Source organism: Undibacterium sp. JH2W, from assembly GCF_049340425.1.
Classification (GTDB): Bacteria; Pseudomonadota; Gammaproteobacteria; order Burkholderiales; family Burkholderiaceae_D; genus Undibacterium.
In genome coordinates, this window is record NZ_JBMPOT010000099.1 from 1 (window position 1) to 267 (window position 267).

A 267-nucleotide genomic window follows, 5' to 3' on the forward strand; every position below is an offset into this window, starting at 1 on the left:
AGGGATAGGTTCTTTTTCTACCATTTGTTGCTCATAGACACTGGGCGGCAGATTACCCAGGGTGGAATGCAGACGGATGTTGTTGTAAAAGCTCACAATATAATCTGCAATGTCATGCATGGCTTCAGCATGATTGGCGTAGGTGTATTAGTTTCGATTTGATCTGACAGAAGGTCCTTGCAAAAGGAGAGATTACCCGGTTTGATAGAGGTGCGAATCTTTATAAAACCAGCACGAAAGTGCCATAGGAGTAATCTCATGAATAGT

General features: G+C 42.7%; 1 pseudogene. It reads right to left on the reverse strand.

The features are described from left to right. Positions 1-132, reverse strand: a pseudogene (locus ACO0LC_RS29290) (IS3 family transposase); the annotation flags it as partial. Positions 133-267 lie beyond the last annotated feature (135 nt).